Source organism: Rhodanobacter ginsengiterrae (assembly GCF_050026815.1).
Taxonomy (GTDB): domain Bacteria; phylum Pseudomonadota; class Gammaproteobacteria; order Xanthomonadales; family Rhodanobacteraceae; genus Rhodanobacter; species Rhodanobacter ginsengiterrae.
On the sequence record NZ_JALBWO010000057.1, the window covers coordinates 599,595 to 624,509 of the forward strand.

Annotated in this window: 21 protein-coding genes; 17 read left to right on the forward strand and 4 right to left on the reverse strand. The window is 67.2% G+C overall.

All coding sequences use genetic code 11. The features are described 5' to 3' along the window. Window positions 1–3 precede the first annotated feature (3 nt). Both ACQGNJ_RS17635 and ACQGNJ_RS17640 read right to left on the reverse strand, forming a co-directional pair. A complete protein-coding gene (locus tag ACQGNJ_RS17635; protein ID WP_426690548.1) occupies window positions 4–741 on the reverse strand; it encodes a Crp/Fnr family transcriptional regulator in 738 nt (245 codons plus the stop codon). 174 nt (window positions 742–915) lie between these two features. Next, entirely contained in the window at window positions 916–1,719 is an 804-nt protein-coding gene (locus tag ACQGNJ_RS17640; RefSeq protein ID WP_426690549.1) for a universal stress protein, read from the reverse strand. A 252-nt stretch (window positions 1,720–1,971) separates the two neighbouring features. On the opposite strand from ACQGNJ_RS17640, the gene ACQGNJ_RS17645 reads away from it, so the two are divergent. The 14 genes from ACQGNJ_RS17645 to ACQGNJ_RS17710 all read left to right on the forward strand — a co-directional run bounded on the left by ACQGNJ_RS17645 (window position 1,972) and on the right by ACQGNJ_RS17710 (window position 20,953). Next, window positions 1,972–2,463, forward strand: coding sequence for a universal stress protein (locus tag ACQGNJ_RS17645; RefSeq protein ID WP_426690550.1), 492 nt, complete (start codon window positions 1,972–1,974; stop codon window positions 2,461–2,463). Between the two features lie 186 nt (window positions 2,464–2,649). Continuing rightward, window positions 2,650–3,285, forward strand: a complete 636-nt coding sequence (locus tag ACQGNJ_RS17650; protein ID WP_426690551.1) for a sigma-70 family RNA polymerase sigma factor — start codon at window positions 2,650–2,652, stop codon at window positions 3,283–3,285. Further along, entirely contained in the window at window positions 3,282–3,944 is a 663-nt protein-coding gene (locus ACQGNJ_RS17655; RefSeq protein ID WP_426690552.1) for a ChrR family anti-sigma-E factor, read from the forward strand. Before ACQGNJ_RS17650 ends, ACQGNJ_RS17655 begins: the two co-directional genes overlap by 4 nt. 31 nt (window positions 3,945–3,975) lie before the next feature. Further along, window positions 3,976–5,388, forward strand: a complete 1,413-nt coding sequence (locus ACQGNJ_RS17660; RefSeq protein ID WP_426690553.1) for a cryptochrome/photolyase family protein — start codon at window positions 3,976–3,978, stop codon at window positions 5,386–5,388. 84 nt (window positions 5,389–5,472) lie between these two features. Beyond that, window positions 5,473–6,585 carry a catalase family peroxidase gene (locus tag ACQGNJ_RS17665; RefSeq protein ID WP_426690554.1) on the forward strand — a complete coding sequence of 371 codons (1,113 nt, stop codon included), beginning with the start codon at window positions 5,473–5,475 and terminating at the stop codon, window positions 6,583–6,585. Next, window positions 6,582–7,211: a cytochrome b gene (locus ACQGNJ_RS17670; protein ID WP_426690555.1), complete on the forward strand. Its 630-nt coding sequence runs from the start codon at window positions 6,582–6,584 to the stop codon at window positions 7,209–7,211. Before ACQGNJ_RS17665 ends, ACQGNJ_RS17670 begins: the two co-directional genes overlap by 4 nt. A gap of 153 nt (window positions 7,212–7,364) precedes the next feature. Beyond that, window positions 7,365–8,222, forward strand: a complete 858-nt coding sequence (locus ACQGNJ_RS17675; protein WP_426690556.1) for an HpcH/HpaI aldolase/citrate lyase family protein — start codon at window positions 7,365–7,367, stop codon at window positions 8,220–8,222. Further along, the gene (locus tag ACQGNJ_RS17680) at window positions 8,222–10,672 is read left to right on the forward strand and encodes a sodium:solute symporter (protein WP_426690557.1); all 2,451 of its coding nucleotides are present in this window, start codon (window positions 8,222–8,224) and stop codon (window positions 10,670–10,672) included. Before ACQGNJ_RS17675 ends, ACQGNJ_RS17680 begins: the two co-directional genes overlap by 1 nt. Before the next feature lie 96 nt (window positions 10,673–10,768). Then, entirely contained in the window at window positions 10,769–11,650 is an 882-nt protein-coding gene (locus ACQGNJ_RS17685; protein WP_426690558.1) for a LysR family transcriptional regulator, read from the forward strand. A gap of 268 nt (window positions 11,651–11,918) precedes the next feature. Continuing rightward, the gene (locus tag ACQGNJ_RS17690; protein ID WP_426690559.1) at window positions 11,919–14,174 is read left to right on the forward strand and encodes a TonB-dependent receptor; all 2,256 of its coding nucleotides are present in this window, start codon (window positions 11,919–11,921) and stop codon (window positions 14,172–14,174) included. A gap of 73 nt (window positions 14,175–14,247) precedes the next feature. Beyond that, window positions 14,248–15,561, forward strand: a complete 1,314-nt coding sequence (locus tag ACQGNJ_RS17695) for a serine hydrolase domain-containing protein (RefSeq protein WP_426690560.1) — start codon at window positions 14,248–14,250, stop codon at window positions 15,559–15,561. Window positions 15,562–15,589: 28 nt separating this feature from the next. Next, window positions 15,590–17,761: a formylglycine-generating enzyme family protein gene (locus ACQGNJ_RS17700; RefSeq protein WP_426690561.1), complete on the forward strand. Its 2,172-nt coding sequence runs from the start codon at window positions 15,590–15,592 to the stop codon at window positions 17,759–17,761. Further along, complete coding sequence (locus tag ACQGNJ_RS17705; protein ID WP_426690562.1) at window positions 17,758–19,605, forward strand: glycoside hydrolase family 127 protein; 1,848 nt, start codon at window positions 17,758–17,760, stop codon at window positions 19,603–19,605. Before ACQGNJ_RS17700 ends, ACQGNJ_RS17705 begins: the two co-directional genes overlap by 4 nt. Before the next feature lie 145 nt (window positions 19,606–19,750). Continuing rightward, on the forward strand, window positions 19,751–20,953 hold the full coding sequence (locus tag ACQGNJ_RS17710) for a CaiB/BaiF CoA transferase family protein (RefSeq protein WP_426690563.1): 1,203 nt from the start codon (window positions 19,751–19,753) through the stop codon (window positions 20,951–20,953). Window positions 20,954–21,104: 151 nt separating this feature from the next. Here the strand turns inward: ACQGNJ_RS17710 and ACQGNJ_RS17715 are convergent, their stop codons facing one another. Next, the gene (locus tag ACQGNJ_RS17715; protein ID WP_426690564.1) at window positions 21,105–21,539 is read right to left on the reverse strand and encodes a nuclear transport factor 2 family protein; all 435 of its coding nucleotides are present in this window, start codon (window positions 21,537–21,539) and stop codon (window positions 21,105–21,107) included. A 71-nt stretch (window positions 21,540–21,610) separates the two neighbouring features. On the opposite strand from ACQGNJ_RS17715, the gene ACQGNJ_RS17720 reads away from it, so the two are divergent. Both ACQGNJ_RS17720 and ACQGNJ_RS17725 read left to right on the forward strand, forming a co-directional pair. Beyond that, entirely contained in the window at window positions 21,611–22,066 is a 456-nt protein-coding gene (locus ACQGNJ_RS17720) for a MarR family winged helix-turn-helix transcriptional regulator (protein ID WP_426690565.1), read from the forward strand. A 265-nt stretch (window positions 22,067–22,331) separates the two neighbouring features. After that, window positions 22,332–23,312, forward strand: coding sequence for a formate/nitrite transporter family protein (locus ACQGNJ_RS17725; RefSeq protein WP_426690566.1), 981 nt, complete (start codon window positions 22,332–22,334; stop codon window positions 23,310–23,312). Here the strand turns inward: ACQGNJ_RS17725 and ACQGNJ_RS17730 are convergent. Next, window positions 23,251–23,739 carry a TspO/MBR family protein gene (locus tag ACQGNJ_RS17730; RefSeq protein WP_426690567.1) on the reverse strand — a complete coding sequence of 163 codons (489 nt, stop codon included), beginning with the start codon at window positions 23,737–23,739 and terminating at the stop codon, window positions 23,251–23,253. The genes ACQGNJ_RS17725 and ACQGNJ_RS17730 overlap by 62 nt on opposite strands. A 246-nt stretch (window positions 23,740–23,985) precedes the next feature. On the opposite strand from ACQGNJ_RS17730, the gene ACQGNJ_RS17735 reads away from it, so the two are divergent. Next, entirely contained in the window at window positions 23,986–24,915 is a 930-nt protein-coding gene (locus ACQGNJ_RS17735) for an acyl-CoA desaturase (protein WP_426690683.1), read from the forward strand.

Below are 24,915 nucleotides of genomic sequence, written 5' to 3' on the forward strand. Positions count from 1 at the left end.
GGCTCAGTTCAGGGCAGTGCTGATCCCCGCCATCGAGCGCAATCCATCGAGATCAAGCACGCGTACTTCGCGCCGCTGCACGTCGATGATGCCGGTGTCGTGCAGGCGCGACAGCGCGCGGCTGACGGTCTCGTGCTTGAGCGCCAGGAAGCTGGCCATGTCCATGCGACTCATGCGCAGGATGAAGTGCCTGGCGCTGTAGCCCAGGCGCGCATAGCGTGCGGCGACATCGAGCAGGAACGCGGCGACGCGGCGTTCCGCCGCCAGCGTGCCCAGCATCAGCATCCATGAACGGTCGCCGCGGATTTCCGCGGCCAGCGCAGCGGTCAGCTGCGCTTGCAGCTCGGGCACATGCAGGCAGGCGCGCAGCACCGCCGGGTAGGGCAGCTCCCAGGCCTCGCTGGTCTCCAGCGCAACCACGTCGCTGGCAAAGACTTTCAGGCCGATCGACTCCACCCCGATCAGGTCGCCGCGCATGCGGAAGCCGGATACCTGTTCGCGACCGTCCTCCGCCAGTTCGCAGATCTTGTAGGAACCGGCATGCACCAGGTAGATCGCATGGAACGGCTGGCCGGCGCGGTAGATGTTCTGTCCCGCGAAGTGCTTGCAGCGCCGCACAGGCGCGTGCTCGCGGATCGCCTCGATATCGATGCCGAGGTGATTGCCGGGCGCTGCCATGCCCATCGCGGCGAACGGGTTGCCAACCGGCGTGGTGCGAATGTCTGTGGCCAGCATGCTCATGGCAAATGTCCCGGAGATGCAGTTCCCGTTGACTGCGGAACAGACTCTAGGTGCCACCCGTAACCGCCATGGTTCCGCCCGGTAACGCTTTGTAACGGTTTGCAACGGCGATCCGGCCGCTGCTGGCCGCGCGGGCGGATCGTCGCGGGGCCGCAAGCGCACCGGACAGCATCTTCAATGCGCCAGCAGCACCGGCAAACGTGCGTGCTGCAGCACGTGGCGAGTGGTCCCGCCCAGGATCCACTCGCCTACCCGCGAGTGACCCCATGCGCCCATCACCAGCAGGTCCGCGCGCATGGCGTGCGCCTGCTCCAGCAGCGCTTCGCCCACACTGGTCGATGGCGGAAAGCGCTGCTCCGCATGCAGCGCGATGCCCTGGCGGGTCAGCCAGTCACGCAGCGGCAGCGGCGGTGGCGCGACGCCGGGCAGCTCGTCATGGGCGCCGTCGATCAGCTGCACCCGTTCGGCGCCGCGCAGGAACGGTACGGCGGCGCGCAGGGCGTGCATCGATTCCTGGGTGCTGTTCCACGCTACGAGGATCCTCGGCCGCGCAGGCATCGTCTCCCAGGTCGCGGGAATCAACAGCATCGGGCAGGCCGCGGTGAGCAGGACCCGGGTCAACTGGTCCATGCCGACCGGATAGCCGCCACCGTGGCCCGGCAGACGGCTCACCGTGATATCCGCCATGCACGAGCGTCGCGCCAGCACCGGCACGTAGATGCCGCGGATCACCTCCCAGCGGCCCTGGACGCCATGCCGCTGGCACTGGTTCATCCACCAGGCATCGCACTGCCGGGCCTCGCGTTCCGTCGTCTCCAGCACGGTCAGCACGTCGGGCATGGCCATGGTCGAGGGAAGTACCTCGACGATGTTCAGCCCGGTGGCATAGGCCGTGAGGCGGCTGGCCAGGGCCAGGCCGGCCTGCACCACCGGATTGTCGTCGCGCATCTCTTCGGTGTTGACGAGGATCTCGTACATGACGGCGTGTCCGCGCAGGTTCGGTGCATCAACCTTGCTCCGCACGCCGGGCGTGCCGCTTGATCCCGGTCAAGCTTTGCGGCGCACGAGGCGGTCGCCGCGATGCCTGCGGCGAGTGGGTAGGCGCGCGGCCACCACGTCCCGGGGGACGAATCCACGACGACTTGATCGCGATCAACATGACGGCCGACGCCCACGTCACCATGGTGCCTGTCCCGACCCACTGCAGGCGCAACCACCGAGGCGCCGTCCATGTCCATCAAAACCTCCGTGGTTCCGGCACGCGCCCGGCCGCATACCCAGGCGCTGTTCCAGCACCTGCTGCTGCCGATCGACGGGTCGGCCTTGTCGCTGCAGGCTTTCCGCATGGGCCTGGCCCTGGCCAGGAGCCTGGGTGCAAGAATCCTGGTGCTGCATGTGGTGCCACCCTGCAGCTCCATCGCCTACATGGCGGAACTGCTTGCCGCGGCAGAACTCAGCTACAGCCAGCAGGCGGTGATCAGCGCCACGCGCTATCTGGACGAAGCGAAGGAACTGGCCAGCGCCGCACAGGTGCCCTGCGAATGCCGCTACGTGTTCGGTGACCAGCCCCATCGCGCCATCCTGGAGGCGGCCGGCGAACATCATTGCGATCTGATCGTCATGGCCACCCATGGCTGGCATGGCCTGAACCAGCTGGCCGTGGGCAGCGAAACCCAGAAGGTCCTGCTGCAAAGCAAGGTGCCCGTGCTGGTCAGTCGGTAGTCCCGCCGCCGGCGCGAGGCGCCCGCCAGTCCGCAGCCTCGGTGGGCCTGGCTTGTCCGGCGGCACCGGACATCCGCCGAACCACCGCGCGGTGCATCCGAATGTCCGCGCTTCCCGTATGCCACCGGCAAGAGGAACGCCTCGTCGCCGGATTGTCCGGCGGTCGCCGCGGCCGGGAACATGCGTATGATCGGTCTGGACCAAACTGTTGCCGAGGTAGCGCCCATCCGGGCGAAACGAGCCGTGCCCTCTTCCGTGAGCAACGCCGCGCCTGATGCGCAGTACTGGTCGACACAGATGATCGCCGTGTCGGTGCAGCGCGATCGTGCCAGTTTCATGCGCATCTACGATCATTTCTCGCCGCGGCTGCAGCGCTATCTGCGCAATCTGGGCGTGCCTGAATCGATGGCCGACGAACTGGTGCAGGAGGCGCTGCTGACACTTTGGCGCAAGGCCGCGATGTTCGATCCGGCGCGCGCCAGCCTCGCCACCTGGCTGTACCGCGTGGCGCGCAATCTGTACATCGACCACGTGCGGCGCGAACCGCACTGGCTGCCGATCCAGGAAGGCCTGGACCGGATCGATCATGTCGAGTCCGCGCGGCTCGACTCGCAACCGGAATCCTCCTTCGATCAGGACCTGCTCAGACAGGCGATTGATCGACTGCCACCCGTACAGGCCAAGCTCGTCCGCATGTGTTACCTCGAAAGCAAGAGTCACAGCGAGATTTCCGCCGAACTGGACATGCCGCTGGGCTCGGTGAAGTCCTCGCTGCGACGCGCGTTCGCCAAACTGCAGGGCAGCATGAGGGCCCAGCGATGAAACCGAATCATCATCTCGACGACGCCACTCTGCTCAGCTATTCCGCCGGTGCGCTGCCCGCGGCGTTGGCGGTGGTCGCGTCCACGCACCTTGAACGCTGCGCGGATTGCCGGGCGCGCCTGCTCGATGCCGACCAGATCGGCGGCGTGCTCATCCAGCAGCAACGGGTCGATGCACCAGCCGATGACAGGCGCGCTGCCATGCTGGCCCTGCTCGACGACGAGCCGGCGGATCAGCGCATGGTGTTGCCGATCGAAAGCGAGGAAGCCCACGATCCCGACCGGTTGCCCGGCGCGCTGCATCCGTGGTTCGGCAAATCCATGCGCGCGCTGCGCTGGAAGCGCGTGGCGCCCGGCGTGCAACGCATCCGCGCCAGTGGCATCAGCGGCGGCGACCTGATGCTGCTGCGCATCGCGCCGGGCAGCAAGCTGCCGCTGCACAGTCATGGCGGCAGCGAGCTGACCATGATCCTGGACGGCGCCTACGACGACATGCTCGGCCATTTCGGCCCCGGCGACGTGGCCGATCTGGATGGCGAGATCAACCATCAGCCGGTGACCTCGCCGGGCGTGCCGTGCATCTGCGTCGCCGCCACGGATGCGCCGCTGGTGTTCTCCGGCTGGGTCGCCCGCACGCTGCAGCCGCTGTTCGGTTTTTGAGCGTGGCGCGGTTTCGCCAGAGCGCACCGCGATGAGCACGGCGCTGGTGCTGTTTCGGCGCGACCTGCGCCTGGCCGACAACCCGGCGTGGAGCGCGGCCTGCGCGGAGCACGCACAGGTGCTGCCGGTTTACATCCGCAGCGACGACGATGGCCGGTGGTCGGCCGGGGCCGCCAGTCGCTGGTGGCTGCACCATTCACTGGCCGCGCTTGAACGCGATCTGCACAACGCGGGCGCCGGCCTGCAGCTGCACCGGGGCGAGCCGCTTGAGATCCTGCGCGCGCTGATCGCGCGCAGCGGCGCCAGTGCAGTTTACTGGAACCGCCTGTACGAACCCGCCACGATCGCCCGCGACACGCAGATCAAGAGCGCGCTGCAGGGCGACGGCATCGCGGTGCACAGCCACAACGCCGCACTGTGGTGCGAGCCGTGGCAGATCGCCACCCAGCAAGGCCAGCCGTACAAGGTGTTCACGCCGTACTGGCGCAACCTGCGCGCGCAGCTGCAGGTGATCGAACCGCTGCCCGCACCATGCGTGCCGAGCTGGTGCGAGTTGCCCGGCAGCCTGCCGCTGGCCGCGCTCGAACTGCTGCCACGGATCGCCTGGGCCGCTGGCCTGGCCGCCAGCTGGCAACCGGGCGCAGCCGGTGCGCGGGAGCTGCTGGAGATCTTCGCCGACGACGCCATCGGCGACTACGCGCATGCGCGCGACCTGCCCGCGCGGCATGGCACCTCGCGGCTGTCGCCGCACCTGCACTTCGGCGAGATCTCGCCGCGGCAGATCCACTTCGAACTCGATCGTCGCGCGCGTGCCGCCGGCGCCAAACGCCGCCCCGACATCGAGCCGTACCTGCGCGAACTGGGCTGGCGCGAATTCGCCCATCACCTGCTGTATCACTTTCCGCACACGCCTACCGCCAACTTCAACCCGCGCTTCAACGATTTTCCGTGGGCGGAGGCGGATCAGGCCTTGCTGGAACGCTGGCAGCAGGGCCGCACCGGCATCCCGCTGGTGGACGCCGGCATGCGCGAGCTGTGGCACACCGGCTGGATGCACAACCGCGTGCGCATGATCGTCGGCAGCTTCCTGACCAAGAACCTGCGCCAGCACTGGCAGCACGGCGCGCGCTGGTTCTGGGACACCCTGGTCGATGCGGATCTGGCCAACAACACGCTGGGCTGGCAATGGGTGGCCGGCTGCGGCGCCGACGCCGCGCCGTATTTCCGCGTGTTCAACCCGGTGACGCAGGCGAAGAAGTTCGATCCGGATGGCACCTATCTGCGGCGCTGGTTGCCCGAGCTGGCGGAGGCGCCACTGAACGTGCTGCACGAGCCGTGGAAGGATCCCGACCTGCTCCAGCGCAGCGGCTATCCGGCGCCCATGGTCGAACTGGGTCCATCGCGTCAGCAGGCACTGGACGCTTACGGCGCGCTCGCAGGCTGAAACCGGCTGGCGACCGAGGTAACTTGCCGAGCCGTCCGGGCGAATGAAATGACTCACGCGCCTCGTCAAGACCCGGAGCATTCCATGCCTGACATCGAACCCGCCGCCCTTCCATCAACGGCACGAAGTGCCTGGCCTGCCTTGCTGGCGATCGCGCTGATCGTGGCCGCCATCGCGCTGGCCTTCGCCTGGGTCGCCGGCTGGCTGACGCCGGGGCGCCTGACGCCGCAACGTTTCACCAACGCCATCGAGACCGGCAACGGGCAGATCTACCGCGGCTTCCGCCGCGCCCACGCCAAGGGCGTTTGCGTGGCCGGCTATTTCGAGGGCAACGGGCAAGGCACGGCACTGTCCGGCGCGCGGCTCTTTGCGCCGGTGCGCACGCCGTTCGTCGGCCGCCTGTCGGTCGCTGGCGGCTCGCCGTACGGGTTGGACGGCAAGGCGCGCGTGCGCAGCATGGCGCTGGAATTGACCAGCGACGACGGCCAGCAATGGCGCATGGCGATGAACAGCTTCCCGTTCTTCGGTGTCTCCTCGGTGCAGGCGTTCTACGAGCAGACCGTCGCCAACGCACCCGACCCGGCCACCGGCAAACCCGACCCCGCCAGACAGGCCGCGTTCGCCAGGGCCCATCCCGAGTTCGCCCGCTTCGCCGCGTGGGCGAAGAACGCGCCGTGGCCGACCAGCTGGGCCAACACCACCTACCACGGCGTCAACACGTTCCGCTTCATCGACCGCGCCGGCAAGGTGCGCAACGTACGCTGGTCGATGCAACCGCGGACTGCCTTCGAAGCGATGTCGGCGCCGCAGCGCAGCGCCGCCGACGGCGACTTCCTCAGCGAGGATCTGCAGGCACGACTGGCGCAAGCCCCGCTGCGCTGGGACATGGTGGTGACCGTGGCCGGGCCGGGCGACTCGAGCGTCGACCCGTCGCAAAGCTGGCCCGAAGATCGCCGGCACGTCACCGTCGGCACCGTGGTGATCGAAGGCACCACCCCGCAGGCCACCGGCGCCTGCCGCGACATCAACTACGACCCGCTGGTGCTGCCCACCGGCGTGCAAGGCTCCGACGACCCGATCCTGGCCGCCCGTTCAGCCGTCTATTCGGTGTCGTTCAACCGCCGCGAACATGACATCGCCAGCGGCAAGGCGGATGCCGCGACCGGCAAAGCCGCAGGGCAGGAGGCTCGGCCATGAGCGACCTCACTCCCTCGAACGTCGCCCCCGGACATTTCAACCTCACCGCACGCTTACTGCACTGGAGCATGGCGCCGGCCATTCTCGCCATGCTGTTCATCGGCATCGGCATGGTCGCCTCGCTCAGCCTGCGCCCCACCCTGGTCGACCTGCATCGACCGCTCGGCATCACCATCCTGCTGCTGGTGATCGTGCGCCTGATCAACCGTCTGCGCCACGCTCCGCCGCCGTTGCCGGCCGACCTGCCGGCAGTACAAGTGTTCGCGGCCAAGGCTTCGCACTGGCTGCTCTACACGCTGATGTTCGCGATGCCGCTGGTCGGCTGGGCGATGCTGTCTGCCGGCGGCTATCCGGTGACCATGTTCAAGGGCTTCTCGCTGCCGCCGATCGCCCCGCACAACGCCACCGTCTACGCCGTGCTGCGCACTGCCCACACCTGGCTGGCCCTGCTGCTGTTCGCCACGGTATTGATGCACCTGGCTGCCGCACTGTTCCATGCGTGGGCAAGAAGGGATGCGGTATTCGCCAGCATGGCCCGTGGCCAGCCCGCGCTGCCCGCCGCGGCGATCGCGCCACCAGCCGCCGAAGCAATGGGCGAGGCGAGCGAGACCACGACGACGCCCTGAGCGCAGCAATGCGGTGGCACCGGCGGATCCAGCGACCGCCGGGCGCCGTCGATAGAAAAGCTATCTTTTGAACATGCCATGCCTGCTCGATTCGGGAGGTGTCATGCCGCACACTCGCGGACATCACGGGACCGGCCAGCGGCAGACAAGCTTATGCGTAGCAAACTCTTCGTGCCCGGTTCACGACCGGAGCTGTTCGCCAAGGCGCTGGCCGGCGACGCTGATGCGCTGTCGCTGGACCTGGAAGATGCCGTCGCCGAGGATCGCAAGGCCGAGGCGCGGGCAGCCGTGGAAGCCTTCGTCACCGGCGACGCGGTGGCCCGGTCCGCCAAGCTGATCATCGTGCGCACCAATGCAGCGGATTCACCCCATTTTGTGGCGGACCTTGCCGCGATCACGCGTCCCGGCGTGGCCCTGATCAACCTGCCGAAGATCACATCGGCCGAAGCCCTGCTCGCCGCGGTGGCTGCGATCGAGGCGGCCGAGCGCGCCAACGCGGTAGCGCAACCCATCGGCGTGCTGGTGAATATCGAAACGCCGCATGCGCTGGCCCAGGCGGCCCACATTGCGGCAGCGCATCCGCGGGTGGCGGGACTGCAGCTGGGGCTCGGCGACCTGTTCGAACCACATGGCATCGACCGTACCGATCCGCGCAACGTGCATGCAGCGATGTTCGCCCTGCGCATGGCCGCCGCGCAGGCGGGCGTGCTCGCGATGGATGGCGCGTTCGCCGCGCTCGATGACGACGCGGGCTACCGCGAGGAGGCCTTGATGGCACGGCGACTCGGTTTCGTCGGCAAGAGCTGCGTGCATCCACGCCAGGTGCCGCTGGCTAACGCCGCCTTCGCGCCGACACCGGCGGAGCTGGCCATGGCGCGTCGGATCGTCGAGGCCGCGTCGGCAGCGGATGCCCAGGCACGTGGCGCCTTCGTGGTCGATGGCCGGATGATCGACCCGCCGTTCCTGAAGCGCGCGCAGGCCCTGCTCGCCACCGCGCGGCGAGCGGACTGATGCGTCGGCACGGTCGCGTCGACGCGGCGCCCCCCACGCCGAGCCTGGTCCCGTACGTGCTGCGCGCCTGGCTTGCTCTGCTGTTGCTCATCGTGCTGGCGCCACTGCAGGCGCAAAGCCTTGCACCTCTGCACGAGGGGCAGTTGCCCTCACTGGAGACAGGCGAGCCACTGCGCGCCATCGCCTTGGTTGACGGGCGGCCGCTGGCGATTTCCGACCGCGCGGCCTGGCGTCTCGATCGTGCCGGCAAGGCATGGCTTCCGCTGGCGTGGCCAACAGCTGCCACGCGCATCGCAGGGATCATCGATGACGGCACCCAGGCATGGCTGTTGACCTCGGCGCAGCATGCCGACGACGTCACCGGTGTTGCCCGATTGCATGCCAGCGACCAGCAGCTTCAGTGGCACGCCCTGCCGCCCTTGCCCGCGCCGCTTCGCGATGCACGCGGCGCGTGGTCGAACGACAGCTTGTGGATCGCCGGCGTCGGCCTCGACGGCAAGAGTCAATTGTTGCGGCTGACAACCAATCCGGCCGCAACACGCTGGGAAAGGCTCGCGGGTTGGCCGGGCGACGGCGCACCCAGTTCCGTGGTGGCGCTCGCCTCGTCGGTGCTCATCACCGTACCTGGCGCCTCGGGCGACGCGGAGCAGCTGTGGCGCTGGACTTCGGACGCGGGCTGGCATGAGCGCAGCCAGGTGCCAGGTCGACTTCTGCCAGGCTCTGGCCACGCGCTGGGCCAGGCCAATGCGGTGTACCTGCTGCGCGACCGCGGGCAAGCCAGTGCGCCGTTCCGATTGATGACGTTTCAGACCATCACCGGCGCCTGGGCCAGCCTGCCTGGCGCCGCGCCCGCCGACGTGATCGCCGTGGGTGCCTGGCCGGACGGCCTGCTCTGGGCGCAACGTGCGACCGGCGCCACGCGCATCGACGTCGGCCATGCCAGCGTCCAGTCCAGCAAGTTGCTGCTGCGCTGGCTGGACTGGATCGTGCTCTTCGTCTACCTGGTCGGCATGATCGGCATCGGCCTGTATTTCTACTTGCGCGAGAAACGCAACTCCACCGCGAACTTCTTCGTCGGCGGACGCAGCATTCCGTTCTGGGCCGCCGGCATCAGCCTGTACGCCACCAACACCAGCTCGATCAGCTTCATCGCGATACCGGCCAAGGCCTTCGAGACCAACTGGCAATATCTCACCAACAACCTGATCGCCGTCACCGGCCTGATGTTCGTGGCGGTGTGGGTCGTGCCGCTGCTGCGCCGGCTCGACCTGATGTCGGTGTTCTCCTATCTGGAGACGCGCTTCCACCCGGCCATCCGCATGCTGGCCAGCGCACTGTGCATCGTGATGCAGATCGGCAGCCGGATGAGCGTGATCCTGTTCCTGCCCGCGCTGGCGATCGCCACCATCACCGGCATCGACGTCACCTGGAGCGTGCTGATCATGGGTGGCTTCACCATCCTGTACACCACGCTGGGCGGCATGAAGGCGGTGATCTGGACCGATTTCGTGCAGGTGTTCGTGATGTTCGGCGGTGCCCTGTTCGCGATCGGCTTCATCGTCTTCCACGTCCACGGCGGCGTGCCCGGGTTCATCCATGAAGCGATGGCCGAGCACAAGATGCATCTGCTGGATTTCAGCTTCGACCTGACCAAGGCCACCGTGTGGGGCTTCATTTTCCTGGTGCTGTTCGATGTGGTGCTGACCTTTCCCAAGGATCAGGTACTGATGCAGCGGATCCTGTCCACGCGCTCGGACAAGGAAGCGGGTCGCTCGGTGTGGACCTTCGCGGCGATGATGATACCGGGCGGCTTCGTCTTCTACCTGATCGGCACGGCCTTGTTCGTGTTCTACAAGGCGCATCCCGAGCGGATGAATCCGACCTTGCCGATCGATGCCACCTTTCCGCTGTTCATTGCAGCCGAACTGCCGATGGGCGTGACCGGTCTGATCATCGCGGCCATCTTCGCCGCCGCCATGTCGACCCTGTCCAGCATCATCAACAGCGTCTCCACGCTGGCATCGGTGGACTTCTATGAAAAGCTGGCGAGAAACCCGACGCCCAAGCGCAGCGTGCTGTTCGCGGAAATCGCCGGTGTCGCGGTCGGGCTGATCGCGATCGGGCTGGCCCTGCTGCTCTCGCGACTCGACATCCACTCGCTGTTCGACGTCTCGATCGAACTGGCCGGCCTGCTCGGCGGCGGCTTTGCCGGCGCCTATACGCTGGGCATGTTCACCCGCCGCGCGAATGCCCCGGGCGTGGCCATCGGCATCGGCAGCAGCATCTGCCTGACCCTGCTGGTGTGGTGGTTCAAACTGGTGCATCCGTACTTCTACCTGGCGATCTCGATCATGCTGTGCATCGTGATCGGCTATGTCGCCAGCCTGTTCTTCCCGCCGAGCGCGCGTTCGCTGAAGGGCCTGACCATCTTCGCCGAAGACAAGGCCTGACCCGCGGGCTGTCGCCACGCCATTGATGCCACCGTCCGTGCGACTATCTTCGATGACTCACCCGCTCAAGCCTGTCGAACAACGTCGCGAGGCACCGTGGACACCCAGTTCCTGCATACCTTCATCACCATCGTCGACCAGGGCTCGATGGCCGCCGCCGCGCGCGTGCTGAACATCACGCCGGCTGCGGTGGCGCAGCAGATCCGCACGCTGGAGCGCGAGATCGGTGCCACCCTGATCGCTCGCGTCGGTCGCACGGTGAGCGTTACCGAGGAAGGCTCGCGCATCCTGCAGCGCTCGCGCGACCTGTTGCGCAACGTCGCCGACCTGCGCAGCGTGGCGAACGAGAACGGGGTGTCGGGCGAGCTGCGCCTGGGCGCCTGCCCGACCGCCCTGGCCGGCATCCTGCCCGACGTGCTGGCCCGCATGGTAGATGCGTTTCCGCAGATCAATGTGTTCATCAAGCCGGGCTACTCGGCCGAACTCTACCGCGCGGTGGAGGCCGGCGACCTCGACGCGGCGGTGGTGCTGCAGGCGCCGTTCGCCTTGCCCAAGACCTGCGAATGGCTGCTGCTGCGCGAGGAGCCGCTGATCGTGCTGGCACCGAAGAGCATGGCCGAGCGCGATCCGCACGAGCTGCTGGCGACGCAGCCGCTGATCCGCTACGACCGCAATCAATGGGGTGGTCGCCAGGCCGACGAATACCTGCGCGCCAACGGCATCGTGCCGCGCGAACGCTTCGAATTGAACGCACTCAATGCGATCGCCGTGATGGTCGACCGCGGCCTCGGCGTTTCGCTGGTGCCGGACTGGGCGCATCCGTGGCCGGAGGGCGTACAGCTGGCGCGCATCCCGCTGCCCGCGCCCTCGGTGCCGCGGCGCATCGGGATCGTGTGGTCGCGCTCCAGCGTGCGCGTGCGACTGGTCACCGTGTTCCTGCAGGAAAGCCGCCAGGCGATGCAGGCGCGTCCGCGCTGAACCGCTTCGGCGCCACGAAGATGACGCCCGTGTTGCGCCGCGGCAAACATTTGCTGCTCTCGTAAGCAACAAAAACTAGCCTCTGAACATAGGGCGCGCTGGTTCCTCGTGAGCGGCGAACCGCATAGGCTCGCCGGAAATCCAGCACAAAGCTGTCGGGACGCCGGGGAGGGCGTTGCCAGCGACGCACACCGAGGATCGACTTCCAGCGCCTTGCACTGCCATCCCCCGGATGGCCGTGCCCACCAACACCACGATGAGACACGCCATGATCAAGCCACTCGCCGCAGCGATCAGCAGCATCCTGTTGTTCTCCGCCCTGTCGGCCGGCGCCGCCGCGCAGGACACCACGGCTGCCGGCAATGCCACAGCGGATGCCGGCAAACAGGACGCGAAGAAGAAGAACGACAAAGTCGTCGACCTCAATCGCGTCATCGTCACCGGTACCCGCAGCCCGAAGTCGGTCGACGAGATCCCCGGCGCGATCACCGTGATTTCCAAGGCGGAGATCCAGCACACCTTGCTGGTCACCGAAGACGCCACCGCGGTGCTGGCGCGCACGGTGCCGGGCTACGCCGAATCCTCGCAGGCGATGAGCAACACCGGCGAGACGCTGCGTGGACGCATTCCGCTGCGCCTGTTCGACGGCATTCCGCAGGGCTCGCCGCTGCGCGAAGGTACCCGCAACGGCACCTTCACCGACATGGGCATCGTCGGTCGCATCGAGGTGATCAACGGGCCGTCCGCCTCCGAGGGCATCGGTGCCGCCGGCGGCATCATCAACTACATCTCCAAGGTGCCGACCAGGGAAGGCAACGAGACCACGATCACCACGCGCTACCAGACCCAGGGCTACGGCGGCAGCGCAGGCTGGAAGACCGGCGTGAGCTTCGCGCGCAAGCAGGACGCCTACGACCTGCTGATGGCCGCTTCGTACATCGACCGCGGCATCTCCTACGACGGCAACGGTCGCCGCATCGGCATGAACACCAGCGGCTCGCTGGCCGATTCCACCTCGCGCAACCTGTTCCTCAAGGGTGGCGTCAACTTCGGCGAAGGCGGCACCCAGCGGCTGCAGGCAACCTACAGCCGCTTCAAGATCGAGGGCAAGGGCAACTACGTCCAGGTGCTCGGCTGCCGCGGCCCGGACGACGATCCGCCGTGCGACGTGCCACGCACCAACACCTCGGAGAAGGGGCACATCTACGGCTCCAAGGACGCGTTCAACGACTTCAAGCAGTACAACCTCGAATACAGCCACAGCGACTTCTTCGGCGGTTCGCTGGACATCAACGTGTACAAGGCCGACCAGGCCATGCGTTACCTGCCCGAGCTCGACCCGGCCAAGCAGGACCCGCTGTTCGCCCCGCTGGGCACGCTGTGGGAACAGTCCGAGATCGACTCGCACAAGAAGGGCATCCGTACTTCCTGGACGCGTTCGGACCTGTTCAACGTGACCGGCCTGGAACTGCATACCGGCATCGACTTCGGCAGGGACCAGGCCCAGCAGCGACTGGCCTTGACCAATCGGCTGTGGGTGCCGCCGATGAACTACAAGAGCACCGCGCCCTATGCCCAGCTGTCGTGGGACATCGGCCCGTTGACCCTCAGTGGCGGCTACCGCCGCGAGGACGACAAGCTCACCGTCGACAGCTACACCTCGACCTACTACAACAACCGCGTGTTTGTGCAGGGCGGCGGCGTGAAGTACACCGAGAACCTGAAGAACCTCGGCGCGATCTGGCGCATCGGCAACGAATGGTCGGTCTACGCGGCGTACAGCGAAGGCTTCACCCTGCCCAACATCGGCATCCCGCTGCGCAACATCAACGTGCCCGGACAGTCGGTCGACCGCATCAGCGATCTTGCGGCAATCATCTACAAGAACAATGAAATCGGCTTCAACTGGCGTGGCGATCGCGCCTCCTTCGGCGCCACCCACTACATTTCCAAATCGCCATTCGGCGCTTCACTGGCGATCAATCCGGACACCAATGATTTCGTGCTGTCGCGTGCGCCGGTGCGGATCGAGGGTACCGAGGTCACCGGCGAGTTCCGCTTCGACCCGCAGTGGAAGGTCACCGGGCTGTATTCGCACATCACCGGCAAGACCGCGTTCTGGTCGGCCGACCCGGCCGGCCGGTTCGGCGCCGGCGGCCTGAACAAGCCGATGGGCGTGCTCGACATCAACCCCGACAAGTTCGCCGCCGCGCTGACCTGGAAGTTCCTGCCCAACGCGGATGCCACGCTGGGCTTCACCTCGCTGTTCGGCCGCCACCTCACCGGCAGCGACACCCGCGCGTACGACGGCAGGGCCTACAGCTACAACGAACAGACCCACGGCTACACCTTGTTCGACCTGGGCGTGAACTATGACCTGGCACGCTACGGCAAGCTGTCGCTCGGCGTCGAGAATCTGCTCGACAAGCAGTACGTGCTCAGCTGGTCGCAACTTGCCGGCTACCAGAACTACTGGGCCGGCCGTGGTCGCATGACCTCGCTGACGTATACGATCACGTTCTGATCCCCGGCGTGACGGTATACCGGTCGCGGCGCCTCTCCCTCCCGGGGCGCCGCGACCGCAGTGAGGACCTCCGATGATTCACATGCGCGGCAACCCCGTTCGCAGGAACGCCAGCTGGCTGCTGGGAGCGGCGTTGCTGTGCGCGGCATCGCCGCGAGCCGCAGCCGCAGCCACGCCACTGCCGGCGACACCGCCCGAAGCGCAGGGCATGTCATCCGCGCGCCTGCAGCGGCTGCACGACTACCTGGGCCAGGCCACCGCCGCCGACGGCTACCTCGGCGGCGTTGCGCTGGTGGCCCGCAACGGCCACATCGTGGACTGGCAGGCCTATGGCTATCGCGATCTCGCGCGCAAGGATCCTCTGCGCCGCGATGCGATCTTTCGCATCTACTCGATGACCAAGACGGTGACCTCGGTCGCGCTGATGATGCTGGTCGAGGAAGGCAAGCTGAGCCTGGACGAACCGCTGTCGCGCTACCTGCCCGGCTTCGACGCACAGCAGGTGCTGGTCGGTGGCAGCCTCGACGCGCCGCGCCTGCGGCCCGCCGACAAGCCGGTCACCCTGCATGCGCTGCTCACCCATACCGCGGGCTATCCGGCCGGCGTGCAAGGCGACGCGTTGGCGGTGCGCCTGATGGAACGCATCGATCCCCACGGCGCGCGCGACCTGCGCGATTTCGCCGCGCGCATGAGCCGCGTGCCGCTGGCTGCCGATCCGGGCACCCGCTTTGGCTACGACGGCGCCTCGCTGGAACTGATCGCGCGCGTGGTGGAAGTGGTCTCGGGGGAATCGTTCGAGCGCTTTTTGCAGCAACGCATTTTCGATCCCCTGCAGATGCGCGACACCGGCTTCGGCGTGCCGGCCGCGCAGCGCTCGCGCGTGGTCGACCTCACCACGATGGGTACGGACGGCCATCTGCGCATCGCCGAAGGTCCCAGCGCGCAACACCCCGGCGAACCGCTCAATGCCTACGACAGCGGTGCCGGCGGGCTGTACTCGACCGCGGGCGACTATGCACGCTTCGCGCAGATGCTGCTGGACGGCGGCACGCTGGACGGCCACGTCCTGCTTGGCCGCAAGACCGTCGAGCTGATGCTGCGCAACCACCTCACCATGCTCGATCCGCCGGTCAACCAGTTCAGTGCCGCCGAAGGCTTCGGCATCGGCGGCTACGTGGTGCTCGATCCGGCCCGGCGCGGCCAGCTCGGTTCGCCGGGCCAGTTCGGCTGGAGCGGCGCCGCCTCCACCTACTACAGCATCGATCCGCACGAACACCTGCTGGCCATCCTGATGCTGCAGCATTTGCCGCGCGACGATGGCGGCAAGGACCTGCCGCGGATCAGCCGGAACTTCTACGATCTGGTTTACCAGGCATTGTCGCGCTAGCGCCCCACTCCGCTGTCCCGAGTCACTGATGAGCATCGACCCCGATTCACCCGAGACACCGGCCACCCCGCCGGTGCGCCACGAATACAAGTTCTCGCACGTCACCACCGGCCGCTACCTGCCCGTGCCCGGCAAGGCGCCGGGTTGGCCGTTCGCCGAGATCGGCCACTGGAAGATGGACGTCGACGGCACGCTCGATGACTGGATCGCCGAGCTGACCGACTGGCGCCGCGAACACCTCGTCCGCATCGGCTACGACGATGCGAACTACCGTCGCCCCGAGCTGCAATGGGCGCAGCGCAACTTCGTGCATGCGCAGATGATGGTGGAGGATCGCTATTTCTTCGATCCCGTCGCCGGCCGCTACACCGTCGATCGCTACCTCGACGATCTCGAGGCACGCTACGGCGGCATCGACAGCGTATTGATCTGGTTCGTCTATCCGAACATCGGCATCGACGACCGCAACAAGACCGATCTGGCGCACGACCTGCCCGGCGGCCTCGCCGGCCTGAAGGGTGCGGTGGATGATTTCCACCACCGCGGCGTGCGCGTGTTCCTGCCCACCATGCCGTGGGACCACGGCACGCGCGAAGCGGAACAGAACGACTGGCAGGCGATCGCCGAACTGGTCAAGGCGGTCGGCGCCGACGGCATCAACGGCGACACCTACAACGGCGTGCCGCGCGCGTTCTTCGACGCCTGCGACGCGCTGGGCTGTCCGGTGGTGCTGCAGCCGGAGTCCACCATCAGTTCCGAAGAGCAGCTGATCTGGAACGTGCAGAGCTGGGGCAAGAAGGCGCCGAACGAGGTGATCCCGCCGGTGGCCAAGTGGAAGTGGCTGGAACCGCGCCACATGATCAATTACGAGAACCGCTGGGGCCGCGAGCGCAACCACGACCTGCAATACATCTTCTTCAACGGCATCGGCTACAACGCCTGGGAAAACGTCTGGGGCATCTGGAACCAGCTCACCCCGCGCGACGCGGAAACGCTGCGCCGCATCGCTTTGATCGAGCGCCAGTTCGCGGCGGCGATGGTGAGCGTGGATTGGCGACCGTACGAGCGCACGTTGCAGGCCGGCGTGTTCGCCAGCCGCTTCCCCGCGGACGGTCATACGCTGTGGACCGTGGTCAACCGAAACGAATACCCGTTGGCCGGCGAGCAAATTTCGCTGCCGCACGCGCACGGCACGCGTTACTACGACATCTGGCACGGCGTCACACATCAGCCGCGCATCGATGGCGATCGAGCGGTGTTTGATTTCGCGCTGGAAGGCCGCGGTTTCGGCGCGTTGCTGGCGCTGGCGCCCGACGTCCGCATCGACGGACTCGACACCTTCCTCGATGGCATGCGCGAGCGCGCTACCATACCGCTGCAGTCGCTGTCTAACCAATGGCATTCGCTGCCGCAACAGCTGCTGCCGATCGAGGCGGTACCGCCGGCACCCAGCGCTCCTGCAGGCATGCTCGCCATTCCCGCCGGCAGCTTCGACTTCGTGGTCGCCGGCGTCGAGATCGAAGGCCAGACCTGGGAAGGCAATGACGTGCAATACCCGTGGGAAGCCAGCGCCCGACGCGGCCATCGGCACCGACTGCAGATGCCGGCGTTCTTCATCGACCGCACGCCGGTGACCAACGCGCAGTTCCGCGAATTCCTCGACGCCAGCGGCTGGCAGCCGCGCGACGCCCACAACTTCCTGCGCCACTGGCGTGACGGCGCGCCGTTGCCGGGCTGGGACAACAAGCCGGTGACCTGGGTGTCGATCGAGGACGCGCGCGCCTACGCGGTCTGGGCCGGCAAGCGGCTGCCGCGCGAATGGGAATGGCAGTACGCCGCGCAGGGCAGCGATGGCCGCCTGTATCCGTGGGGCAATCGGTGGGACGAGGCGATGCTGCCCGCGGTCAACCGTGGCCGCGTGCTGAAGGCGCCGGACGATGTCGACGCGCATCCGGCCGCGGCCAGTCCGTTCGGCGTACTCGACCTGGTCGGCAACGTCTGGCAATGGACCGACGAATACGTCGACGAGCACACCCGCGCCGCGATCCTGCGCGGCGGCAGCAGCTACCAGCCACAGACCTCGCACTGGTATTTCCCGCAGGCGTACCGGCTCGACCAGCATGGAAAATACCTGCTGATGGCGCCGTGCAAGGATCGCGCAGGCACTATCGGCTTCCGCTGCGCGATGGACGCGGCATGAGCGGCGGATCACCCCCGCGAGTGCAACTGCGCGGCCTGCTCGGCGACGCGCTGGACGCCAACCTGCGCGGCCGGCTCAGCCATTTCATCGTCGACGAGCACAGTCCGGCCATCGCGCTGTTCGCGCCCGAACGGCGCAACGGGAACCGCGAGGGCGACTGGTACGGCGAGCATGCCGGCAAGTGGCTGGTCGCCGCCGCGAAGGCGTCCGCGCGCAGCGACGACGAAGACCTGCGCACGCGCGTGCTGCGGGTGGCCGACTATCTGGTCTCGATCCAGGAGGACGACGGCTACCTCGGCACCTATGCGCCGGATCACCGCTTCATGCGCCCGCAACCACCCAAGCCGGCCAGCTGGGATGGCGCGCCGAGCGTGCGCACCTGGGACATCTGGACGCACGCCTACCTGATCCTCGGCCTGCTTGAAGTGCACAGGCACTTCCCCGCGCCGCGCCATCTCGACGCCGCGCGAAGGATCGGCGACCTGTGCCTGCGCACGCTCACCGAGGGCGGCATCGACATCACCGAGCTGGGCAACCACCACGGCCTGTCGGCAACGGTATTGATGGACCCGGCCGTCGAGCTGTACTTCGCCACCGCCGAGCCGCGCTACCTCGAACTGGCGCAACGCGTGCTGCAGCAGGCCGATGGCCAGCGCGACCTGGCCCTGCTCACGCGCGCGCTGGCCGGCGTGGATGTGTCCGCCATCGCCACCGGCAAGGCCTATCAGCTGGCGTGGAACCTGGTGGGCCTGGCCAAGCTGCACCGCGCCACCGGCAACGCCGACTATCGACACGGGGCGGAGCACGCATGGCGCAGCATTCGCGAGCATCACCTCACCCTGGGCGGTGGGCCGTGGGGCGGCGTGGCGCATCGCTCGCGCGAGGTGTTCAACCCGGCGGGCGTGTTCAGCCCGTACGGCTATGTCGAGACCTGCTCGACCCTGGCGTGGATCCAGTTGAACCGCGAACTGCTGGCGATCAGCGGCGAAGCGCGTTACGCCGAGGAGATCGAGCGCTCCGCCAACAACGACCTGCTCGGCGCGCAGGCGCCCGACGGCGAGGACTGGTGCTACTACGTGTTCCCCAACGGCAAACGCGTGCACACCACCTACTGGCGCTGCTGCAAGTCCAGCGGCGCGATGGCGCTGGAGGAGCTGCCCGCGATCGCCTATACGCGCGGCGCCGACGGCGCGGTCAGCGTCAACCTCTATGGTGCCGGCGCGGTGAGATTCGCACTGGACGGCGGCGGTGAGTTGCGCATCGAGCAGCACACGACCTATCCGTATCCCGACGATGTCCGGCTGCGCATCGCCATCGACACTCCCATGCGTTTTGCGCTGAAATTGCGCATCCCGTCGTGGGCCGCCGGTGCGGCGGTCATGATCAACGGTGCGGACGCCGACATCGCGGCGGTGCCGGGGCAGTACGCGGCCATCGAACGCGAATGGCACGATGGCGACGAAGTGCTCGCGCGCTTTCCGATGCAGCCGCAGTTGCATCGGGCGATCAACCGCAACGTGCAGGAATCGCGCACTCCGGACGGCGAGGCGGTACAGCAGGAAGTGCTGCATTTCGAGTACGCCGCGATCACCTGCGGTCCATTGGTGTATGCCACCGGACTGATCGACGGCTTCAAGGTCGAGGAAACCGTGCGTCTGCCCGAAGCCGAGCCGGCACGCTGGCTGACGCTGCAGGCGGGAGCGGCCGGCGGGATGCCGCGCATCTCGCTCGATCCGGGCTATCGCGCACCGCTGACGTTCACCCCGTACTTCTGCGCCGGCGGGCGGCACCACGGCAGCTGGCGGCTCAGCTGGCTGCCGCTGGCTCCGGCGCAGCACGGATGACGATGATCCCTGCTTCGCGCCGGTGCGTCGACGTCACACAAGAATTTGTGGCGCCAGAACATAGTCCTCTCGGCTGTTTCCTGCCGGAGGCATGGTGCAGAGTGACTCCGCAACCTACCTGACCTTCCCCATGGATGCGCCGCACATGGAAACCTCCCCCGCTGAGTCGCCAGCCGTCCGCCAGGGTCCGCTGGCCGGCGTGCGCGTGCTCGACCTGAGTGCCTATATTGCCGGGCCCTACGCCTGCTCGCTGCTGGCCGACCAGGGCGCCGACGTGATCAAGATCGAGCCGCCCGGCGGCGACAACCTGCGTCAGTATCCGTCGACGCTGCCCAGCGAAAGCCGCGCCTTTCTCGGCGTCAATCGCAGCAAGCGCGGCATCGTGCTCGATCTCAAGCGCGCCGACGACCATGCCGCCCTGCTCCGGCTGGTACGCCAGGCCGACGTGCTGGTGCACAACTTCCGCCCGGACGTGCCGGAGCGGCTGCAGATCGGCCACGAACAGCTGAACCTGATCAATCCGCGGCTGGTCTACTGCGCCATCACCGGTTACGGCGACAGCGGTCCGCTGAAGGACAAGGCCGGCTACGACCAGGTGCTGCAGACGATGACCGGCATGTGCACGCTGCAGGGCAAACGCGGCGGACCGCCGGAGATCATCTACGGTTCGGTGGTCGACTACTACGCCGCGGCGCTGCTGGCCGCCGGCGTATCGTCGGCACTGTACGAGCGCGAGCGCAGCGGGCTGGGCCAGTTCGTCGGCGTCTCGCTGTTGCGCAGCGCGCTGACCATGCAGTCGGCACGGATGATCTGGGCCGAGGGCGAGTCGCTCGACATCGGGCGCGACATGCGTTCGGGCGGCGTCACCGGCATTCATCCCACGCGCGATGGCTGGATCTACATCTCGGCCAACACGCCACGGTTCTGGAAAGCGCTGTGCCGCAAGACCGGTCTCGACGCGCTGGCCGATGACCCGCGCTACGACAGCGTGCGCAAGCGCGCGCAGCACTTCGCCGAGATCCTGCCGCCGCTGCACGAGGCACTCGCCGCCCGCGGCGCGCTGGAATGGGAGTCGCTGTTCGGTGACGACGTGCCCTGTGCCGCCGCCCGCCAGATCGAGGACATGTTCGACCACCCGCAGGTGCAGGCGCAGGGCATCATCGATGCGTTCGAACACCCGGTGGTGGGTCGTTACCGCGGCGTGGCGCAGTCGATCCGTTTCGGCCGCACACCGGGCCCGGTGCCGTTCGCGGCGCCCGTGCTGGGACAGCACACCGCCGCGGTGATCGCCGCGGTCGAGTCGGACGGGGCCAGTCCGTTCGCACCACGCGAGGCAAGCAAGCGCTGATTGCGCGCAGGAACTTCGCCGGTCGCCACCGGGCGGCCGAGCCGGCGTCATGGGCTTGCCTGCCTTCCGGTCACGTGGCAGACATGCACTTGCCACTCGCCGGCGTTCGACGGCCTGCGGGCCCACCGGCTTCCCTGCGCCAGATTCCGGCTCAACCCTCCAGCCGGCGCCACGCTTCGAATACTTCCTCACGGGCAATCCGCCCATCGCGCATGTGAAAGACATGCAGCAGCCGGAGTTCTGCGCGTGTGCCGATCGGCAGCGGCGCGCCGGTGACACCGTCGCCGACGATGCGCAGTGTCACCATGCATTCGTCCACCACCCGGTCGTCGGTGGCAAAGCGATCCATCGGATGGATTGCCACCTCGGACATCGAGGCGAACATCCGCACATAGTTGTCGCGGATGGCCGCCAACGTGTCGAAGCGCAACCCGCGTGCCGGAATCTCCAGCACCGCGTCGTCGGTATACAGCGACATCACGCTGTCTGGATCGATCGCTTCATTGCGCATGTGGCGGTCGACAACCGACAGATTGTGGGCGCGCAGACCCTGATCGACGGCGGATGGGTGGTGCATTGCGTTCATGCCTCTTTGCCTATAGTCAGATTACCTGACTATATTGGACAGTCATTCTGACTATATGTCAAGCTGCCGACATGTCCGACACCTATCCCGAGCGCCAGCGCACGCTCGGCAGCCTGCTGAGGCTGCCTTACAACGAATTGCAGGATGCCGTTTACGGTGCGCTGCCAGCCCACGGTTTCCATGACTTGCGTACCGCGCACAGCGCGGTGTTCCGCCACCTCGACCCCGGCGGTACGCGCATGACCACGCTAGCCGAACGCGCGGGCATGACCAAGCAGAGCATGGCGTATCTGGTGGAGAATCTGCGCGAGTGTGGGTATCTGAAAGTAGCCGCCGACCCGGCCGACGGCCGCGCCAAGCTGGTTCAGCTGACCCGGCGCGGCATGGCGGCAATGACCACGCTGATCGCGCTCAGCCAGGAATTCGAAGACTGGCTCGCCGAGGCAGTGGGCTCGGCCAACGTCAAGCGCCTTCGCGCACTGCTGGAGCAAGTATCCAGCGCGCTGGAGAGCCGCCGGAAGGACTGAATTCGGCGGCTTCTGGCTGAGGCCTTGGTTGGTGCCAATCCACCCTGATCCTCATCTGCGCGGTGCGGCCTGGCCTCTTGCAAGCGCGGCAGCTCGACCCGTCGTGCAGCCAACTCGATCATTGCCTGGCGTGTTCTGCACGAGAAGGCGGCCTTCATCAAGCCACCACACCCCCACATGCGATAACGGCCTCGCTCCCATTTCGGCGCCGGATCGACCGACGTTCACTGCGATGGGAGGCGTCCACTCAGCAAGGTGCCGGATGATGGAAGAACTCGACAAAGCCGGGCACAACGCCGAAACGGGATCGCCCGCTGCCGCCGACAAGGCGGAGGTCGAGGAGTCGCTGAAAGAGGGCTCGGGCAGCGGCTTTTCGCTGTCGCGTGAAGAACATCGCGAAGTGAAGGAAAAGTCGCCGCCACGTGCGGCCGTGCTGCATGAAGTCATCCGGCACAGCGGCGAGGAAGAGCTGAGCCGCGGTTTTGCCGCGCTGGCGTGGTCGTCGCTGGCGGCCGGCTTGACCATGGGCTTCTCGCTGCTGGCGCGCGGCGTGTTGCAGCGGCATCTTGCCGGCGTGGGTGGCGGCCACCTGATCGACGCACTGGGCTACACGTTCGGCTTCCTGGCGGTGATCCTGGCGCGGCAACAGCTGTTCACCGAAAACACGCTGACCGCGGTGTTGCCGTTCATGACCAAGCCGGGCTGGCGCAATCTGCTGCGCCTGTTGCGGCTGTGGTCGCTGGTGCTGCTGGGCAATCTGCTGGGCGTCTCGCTGTTTGCCTTCGGGCTGCTGCATCTGCAGCAGTTCGACGCAGCCACCCAGCGCGCCTTTGTCGAGATTGGCCGCGAGTTGATGCAGAACACGCCATTCGCCATGTTCAGCAAGGGCATCCTGGCCGGCTGGATCATCGCGATGATGGTGTGGATGCTGGCCGCGAGCGAGCGCTCGCGCCTGGCGATCATCGTGATCTGCACCTACCTGATTGCGATCGGCGGCTTCACCCACATCATCGTGGGCTCGGCCGAGGCGATGTACATGGTGTTCGCCGGCGAGATCTCCCTCGCCGAAGCTGTACTGCACTTCGGCCTGCCCACGCTGGCCGGCAACGTGGTCGGTGGCAGCCTGATCTTCGGGTTGATCAGCCACGCACAGGTGCGCAGCGGCGGCAACGAAGCGCCTGAAATCAGCCCAGCACCCCCGGATTCAGCTGCCACACGGCGAAGTTCAATGCCGCGGCGAAGCTGACCCAGCACAGGTATGGCAGCAGCAGTGCGCCCGCCAGTGGCCGCACGCGCCAGAAGCCGATCACGGTGGCCACGATCAGCAGCCACAGCAGCACGATGTCGACAAACGCCGGCGCGCCGCGATGCCAGCCGAAGAACAGCCAGCTCCACAGCGCATTGACTGCCAATTGGGCAGTGAACAGCGTGAGCACGCCACGCTGCCGGCGCCAGCCGCCTTCGCGCCAGACCAGCCACGCCGCGAGGCCCATCAGGGCGTACAACACCGACCACACCGGGCCGAACACCGCCGCGGGCGGCGCCCACGACGGTTGCGCCAGCTGCTGGTAGAAGCTGGCCGCCTGCATCGATGCCACCGCGCCGATGGCGGCAGCGGCAGAGCTGAGCAGCAGCCAGCCAGCCAGTCCGATGACCTGTTTCATGCCTGACATGTGATTCTCCCGATATTCGTGGTCTGTTACGGCGTGCGCGGCCTGCCGGATCCCCTTGTTCGCACGGGCCGGGGCCACGCGAGCTTAAGCGCGCCCGCTCACCGACCGATGCATCCACTGCACGGCTTCTACCGTATCTGTGTCTGACCCGCAGACAGGTATGCTTTCATGGCCACCCCCCAACCGAGCGTGATGGCGCCGCCTGCGCCGATCGAGGCAGCGACCGACGCCGCGGCCGATCGCGCCATGCCGAAGCCGTCCTGGCTGGGTCGTACCGTGCGCCGCTGGTTCGATACCAGCGCGACGGTCGAGCTCGACGAGAGCCGCGAGGACCGGATCGACTGGTTGCGCGCCGCGCCGTTCATCGCCATGCACCTGGCCTGCCTGGGGGTGATCTGGGTCGGCGTATCGCCGATCGCGCTGATCGTGGCGGCGGCGCTGTACGCGCTGCGCATGTTCGCGATCACCGGCTTCTATCACCGCTACTTCGCGCATCGCACGTTCCACACCTCGCGTGCGGTGCAATTCGTGTTCGCCACCATCGGTGCCTCCTGCGTGCAGCGCGGCCCGCTGTGGTGGGCCGCGCATCATCGCCACCACCACCGCCACGCCGACACCGTGCGCGACCCGCATTCGCCGGGCGTGCATGGCTTCCTGTGGAGCCACGTCGGCTGGTTCCTGACCCCCCGCCATTTCCGCACCGACCTGTCGCGGGTGCCGGACCTGGCGAAGTATCCGGAACTGCGCTGGCTGGACCGCTACGACATCGCGATCCCGCTGCTGCTCGCCGTGACGATGTACGGCCTGGGCGCCCTGCTGCGTGACGTGGCGCCGCAGCTGGGTACCAGCGGCGGGCAGATGCTGGTGTGGGGCTTTTTCGTCTCCACCATCGTGCTGTTCCACGCCACGGTGACGATCAACTCGCTGGCGCACCGCTTCGGCAAGCGCCGTTTCGAGACGAAGGACGACAGCCGCAACAACCTGTGGCTGGCCCTGCTCACGTTCGGCGAAGGCTGGCACAACAACCATCACTTCTTTCCCGGCTCCAGCCGCCAGGGTTTCCGGTGGTGGGAAGTGGACCTGACCTGGTACGGCCTGAAGCTGATGTCGATGCTGGGCCTGGTGCGCGGGCTGAAGCCGGTACCGGCCTGGGTGCTGGCCAGGGCGAGGAGCTAG

Coding starts and splice junctions, on each gene's coding strand:
- ACQGNJ_RS17660 (WP_426690553.1), top strand. CDS start 3,976: ATGAGCACGGCGCTGGTGCTGTTTCGGCGCGACCTGCGCCTGGCCGAC.
- ACQGNJ_RS17715 (WP_426690564.1), bottom strand. CDS start 21,539: ATGAACGCAATGCACCACCCATCCGCCGTCGATCAGGGTCTGCGCGCC.
- ACQGNJ_RS17645 (WP_426690550.1), top strand. CDS start 1,972: ATGTCCATCAAAACCTCCGTGGTTCCGGCACGCGCCCGGCCGCATACC.
- ACQGNJ_RS17650 (WP_426690551.1), top strand. CDS start 2,650: ATGATCGGTCTGGACCAAACTGTTGCCGAGGTAGCGCCCATCCGGGCG.
- ACQGNJ_RS17725 (WP_426690566.1), top strand. CDS start 22,332: ATGGAAGAACTCGACAAAGCCGGGCACAACGCCGAAACGGGATCGCCC.
- ACQGNJ_RS17690 (WP_426690559.1), top strand. CDS start 11,919: ATGATCAAGCCACTCGCCGCAGCGATCAGCAGCATCCTGTTGTTCTCC.
- ACQGNJ_RS17675 (WP_426690556.1), top strand. CDS start 7,365: ATGCGTAGCAAACTCTTCGTGCCCGGTTCACGACCGGAGCTGTTCGCC.
- ACQGNJ_RS17695 (WP_426690560.1), top strand. CDS start 14,248: ATGATTCACATGCGCGGCAACCCCGTTCGCAGGAACGCCAGCTGGCTG.
- ACQGNJ_RS17670 (WP_426690555.1), top strand. CDS start 6,582: ATGAGCGACCTCACTCCCTCGAACGTCGCCCCCGGACATTTCAACCTC.
- ACQGNJ_RS17710 (WP_426690563.1), top strand. CDS start 19,751: ATGGAAACCTCCCCCGCTGAGTCGCCAGCCGTCCGCCAGGGTCCGCTG.
- ACQGNJ_RS17635 (WP_426690548.1), bottom strand. CDS start 741: ATGAGCATGCTGGCCACAGACATTCGCACCACGCCGGTTGGCAACCCG.
- ACQGNJ_RS17730 (WP_426690567.1), bottom strand. CDS start 23,739: ATGTCAGGCATGAAACAGGTCATCGGACTGGCTGGCTGGCTGCTGCTC.
- ACQGNJ_RS17665 (WP_426690554.1), top strand. CDS start 5,473: ATGCCTGACATCGAACCCGCCGCCCTTCCATCAACGGCACGAAGTGCC.
- ACQGNJ_RS17705 (WP_426690562.1), top strand. CDS start 17,758: ATGAGCGGCGGATCACCCCCGCGAGTGCAACTGCGCGGCCTGCTCGGC.
- ACQGNJ_RS17640 (WP_426690549.1), bottom strand. CDS start 1,719: ATGTACGAGATCCTCGTCAACACCGAAGAGATGCGCGACGACAATCCG.
- ACQGNJ_RS17700 (WP_426690561.1), top strand. CDS start 15,590: ATGAGCATCGACCCCGATTCACCCGAGACACCGGCCACCCCGCCGGTG.
- ACQGNJ_RS17720 (WP_426690565.1), top strand. CDS start 21,611: ATGTCCGACACCTATCCCGAGCGCCAGCGCACGCTCGGCAGCCTGCTG.
- ACQGNJ_RS17655 (WP_426690552.1), top strand. CDS start 3,282: ATGAAACCGAATCATCATCTCGACGACGCCACTCTGCTCAGCTATTCC.
- ACQGNJ_RS17680 (WP_426690557.1), top strand. CDS start 8,222: ATGCGTCGGCACGGTCGCGTCGACGCGGCGCCCCCCACGCCGAGCCTG.
- ACQGNJ_RS17735 (WP_426690683.1), top strand. CDS start 23,986: ATGCCGAAGCCGTCCTGGCTGGGTCGTACCGTGCGCCGCTGGTTCGAT.